This is a genomic window from Pseudoduganella sp. RAF53_2 (genome assembly GCF_052113985.1).
In the GTDB taxonomy this organism is placed as follows: domain Bacteria; phylum Pseudomonadota; class Gammaproteobacteria; order Burkholderiales; family Burkholderiaceae_D; genus Rugamonas.
This window is the reverse complement of record NZ_JBFRDW010000590.1, coordinates 1-3882: the sequence shown is the minus strand read 5'-3', so window position 1 is coordinate 3882 and position 3882 is coordinate 1. Positions and strand designations below refer to the sequence as shown.

General features: G+C 61.8%; 3 protein-coding genes. 1 reads left to right on the top strand and 2 read right to left on the bottom strand.

Annotated features, from left to right (window positions below; all coding sequences use genetic code 11):
• On the bottom strand, positions 1-69 hold a 69-nt coding region (locus tag AB4Z11_RS25980), incomplete at its 3' end, for a hypothetical protein (protein WP_442028715.1).
• A gap of 417 nt (positions 70-486) precedes the next feature.
• Between AB4Z11_RS25980 and AB4Z11_RS25975 the strand changes: the two genes are divergently transcribed.
• Positions 487-3003 carry a CehA/McbA family metallohydrolase gene (locus AB4Z11_RS25975; RefSeq protein WP_442028713.1) on the top strand — a complete coding sequence of 839 codons (2517 nt, stop codon included), beginning with the start codon at positions 487-489 and terminating at the stop codon, positions 3001-3003.
• Between the two features lie 33 nt (positions 3004-3036).
• Here the strand turns inward: AB4Z11_RS25975 and AB4Z11_RS25970 are convergent, their stop codons facing one another.
• Positions 3037-3831, bottom strand: a complete 795-nt coding sequence (locus tag AB4Z11_RS25970; RefSeq protein ID WP_442028712.1) for a VPLPA-CTERM sorting domain-containing protein — start codon at positions 3829-3831, stop codon at positions 3037-3039.
• Between the last annotated feature and the right edge of the window lie 51 nt (positions 3832-3882).

The window sequence follows — 3882 nt, the reverse complement described above, 5'->3', positions numbered from 1 at the left end:
GCTATTGCCCGTGTCGCAGACCCAGACCCGGCCGAAGTTGTCGCGCGCGATGCCGACCGGGGAATTCATCGTGAAGTCCGCAGGCAGTTCGCCGCGCGGAACGGCGCCTTGCTGGGCAAGCTCGCCGTAATAGGTGATATGTTCGAAGCGGTTCATGGCAATCCTGAAGATGATGAAAGTGTCTCACGAGGGCTTGCTGCGTTGCCGCATCAGTATCCCGGATTCCCGACTTGTCGACAATAAACTAGCCATCGGCAAGCCTGCGGCATAAACACCACAACGCCGTATGACATCTGCGTGACGCAAGTGTTCATTTTTCTGCGCCCCTGTCTCAAATGAGACAAACGCTGCACTGAATTTTCAAAATTGGACAAATCCAACCGGTTTATAAGCCTGGCGTCTTAATACAAAAGGATTTGCGTATTTGTAGCCCTCAACTAGCTATTGCATAGTGGCGCCACCTTAAACCGCCACTGGGGGAATCCAATGATCCGACGCCGCACATGCAGTCTGCTTGTCCTCGCCGCATTGAGCACTTCGCTCGCAGCCCACGCATCGCCCGCCGACCACATGGAGTTTGAAGCAAGCCTGCACGCACCGTGGCAGGCCGCCGTTGCCGGCACGGACGCACGCAGCTTCACCATGGAGTTCTCGTATCCGCACGTGCGCCGCGCGCAGAACGTGCGTTGGACGCTGGATCTGGTGGCCCCCGGCGGTAAAGTCGCAGCGCAATGGAAAGGCACCGAGACGCTGTTCCGCGAGCCGGTCAGCGTGAAGGTGGATTGGGCGGGCCGCGACCCTGCAGCGGGTCTGGCGGACGGTATCTATACAGTGCGCCTGCATGCGCTCACCATCGATGCAACCGGCCCGCGCGACGCGGCTGATGAGGTGCTCGATCAGGAATGGGAAATTGCGGTAGGCGGCACGCCAAGCGCCGCCACGCCGCCGTTCCGCGCGCTGCGCACCACCGCCGCCGGCGCGAGCGCTGGCGCAGCCGCCGCCGAAGTCGTCGCCAGCAGCCGCACCGCTACAGCGGCAAGCGCGGCAAGCACCGATGCCAGCGTCGGCGCCGCGTCGGCCGAAGCGGCAGCGGGCGTGCGTATGGCGGCCGCACCGGCCACCGCATCCCTGCCCTACACCGTCTACTACGGCAATCTGCACAGTCAGACCAATCACAGCGACGGCGGCGGCGAGCTGTCGTCCTGCGTGGGCGCGCAGAATCCGCAGTCCGGCGCCTACAGCCCGACCGATGCCTTCAACTACGCCAAGGCGCGCGGCCTCGATTTCCTGATGGCGTCCGAGCACAATCATATGTACGACGGTTCGGATTCCACCAATACTTCGGCGAATCCGGCGACGGCCAAGGCGCTGTACCAGTCCGGCCTGTCCGCTGCCGCAAGCTTCAACAGCGCGAACCCGAACTTCCTGGCCATCTACGGCATGGAATGGGGCGTGATCAGCAACGGTGGCCACATGAACATCTTCAACTCCAGCGAGTTGCTGGGTTGGGAGAAGAACGCCAGCGGCCAGCTGCTGGCCGACACCGAAACCGCAAAGAGCGATTACGCCAGCCTGTACACGCTGATGCGCCAGCGCGGCTGGATCGGCCAGTTCAATCACCCTGAAACCTCAGGCCAGTTCCTGGTCAACGGCGTGCCGCTCGGTTACACGGCCGACGGCGATCAGGCCATGGCGATGTGCGAAGTGATGAACACCTCGGCCTTCTCCACCAATACCACCGAAACGGAAACGAGCCGCAGCAATTACGAAGGCGCCTGCAAGAAAGCGCTGGAAGCCGGTTTCCACGTCGCCTTCAGCACCGACCAGGACAACCACTGCGCAAACTGGGGCGCTTCCTACACCAATCGTACGGCAGTGCTGATCCCCAATGGCACGCCGCTCAGCACGACTTCGATGCTGGACGCGATCCGCGCGCGACGTGTGTTCGCAACCATGGACAAGACTTCGCAGCTGGTGCTGACGGCCAATGGCCACCTGATGGGCGAGCGCTTCACCAACAGCGGTTCGCTGCAGCTGACCGCCAACTTCGCCAATAGCAGCGGGCGCACCGCGTCGACCGTGCAGATCTGGGAAGGTGTACCGGGCCGTAACGGCACCGTGACGCAGCTGTCGTCCGCCGCCGTCACCACCATCACACCCGCCAACGGCGAGCACTTCTACTACGCCAAAATCACCCAGGACAATGGCGACATCCTGTGGTCGGCGCCGGTGTGGGTGACCCAGCAGGCGGGCGGCGGTTCGGATACCACCCCGCCAACCGTCAGCGCCAGCGAAACCGGCAGCAGCGGCAACATCACGTTCAACGCCACGGCCAGCGACAATGTGGGCGTGAGCAAGGTCGAGTTCTACGTCGACGGCGCACTGAAAGGCAGCGCCACTGCCGCACCGTGGACCCTGAGCTTCAACTCCACTGGCTTGAGCAATGGCTCGCACACGCTGACCGCCAAGGCTTACGACGCGGCCAACAACAGCAGCACCTCCGCTGGCGTAAACTTCAGCGTCAACAACGCCACCTCGCAGCAGTTGATCGTGAATGGCGGATTTGAATCAGGTTCGGCTTCGTGGACTGCCACCAGCGGCGTCATTAGCAACGACAGCGGCATGGCGGCGCACGGCGGCAGCTACAAGGCGTGGCTGAACGGCTATGGCTCGGCGCATACGGATTCGGTCTACCAGCAGCTGACGATTCCATCGACCGCCACCACGGCCACACTGAATTTCTGGCTGAAGATCGTGTCGGATGAAACCACCACCACCCAGGCTTATGACACGCTGAAAGTGCAAGTGCGCAGCAGCAGCGGCGCCGTGCTGTCGACGCTGGCCACCTACTCCAACCTGAACAAGGGAACGAGCTATGTGCAGCGCAGCTTCGACGTCAGCGCCTACAAGGGACAAACCATCCGCATTTACTTTGAAGGCATTGAGGGCTCGACGGTCGCTACCTCCTTCGTCGTCGACGACGTGAGCCTCACCGCTCAGTAATGTGCGCAGGAACCGGATGGTTCCTTTGCCGCCTCAGCCCCGTGCTGCGGCGGCTTTTTTTTCGCGCTTGCGGAGCGTAATCAGTGCGCCCAGGCCAATCGCCATCAACGGCAAGCCGCCAGGAACCGGCACAACGCGAGTGACGCCTTCGATGACGTCGTTCTGGCAGGTTTCACCCCAGTGCATCGCGAAGCTGGTGTAGCTCATGAGGTCCATGTTCTTCGAGATGTCGATGGTGAAGGTCAGGGACTTATCGGCCAGCACGGTCCATTTGCCCGACAGGCCAGTGTCCTTGGCAGTCGTCGAGCTGAGATTCACGCCGACCGCCTGGTCATCGCGGTAGTCGCAGCTGGTGCAGGTGATGTAGGAATCGGAGGTCTTGATGTCCTTGGCGTTGCTGTTGCCTTTCAGCTGATACAGCTCGAAGCTGCCGCCGGTGTTGCTCCAGCGGTCGCCCAGGCTGAAAGCGTATTTCCAGGTCGTGCCGTTGGTCGAGTCGTCGCTGAGGTGGTGCGAATCGGTGCCGTACGGATTCCAGAGCTGGGACAGGAACACGTCGCCATAGCCGATGCCCTTGGGAGCGGCCCAGGTGTCCATGCCCGCGTGCCCGGCAAAACTGGTCTGGATGGTGATGGTCAGGATGCTGCCGACCCGGGTGATGTTCGCCCCCTGAATGTCGTAGGTGCTGGCGCCGATCACATCGCCCTTGCCATGGTCGTCCGCGCCCCAATAGCCGTTCACACCCACATCACTGATACCGCCGGCGTACGCACTTTGCGCAGCAAACAGCGTCCCCAGCAGGCACCCAGCGCCAATTAGCTTATTCATTTTGAATGACTCCCCAACTTTTATTGACAGCGGTCAAGCACTTTCCATGCC

Excerpts from the sequence above, each read along its gene's own strand:
- AB4Z11_RS25975 (WP_442028713.1), top strand. The coding sequence starts at position 487 with ATGATCCGACGCCGCACATGCAGTCTGCTTGTCCTCGCCGCATTGAGC.
- AB4Z11_RS25970 (WP_442028712.1), bottom strand. The coding sequence starts at position 3,831 with ATGAATAAGCTAATTGGCGCTGGGTGCCTGCTGGGGACGCTGTTTGCT.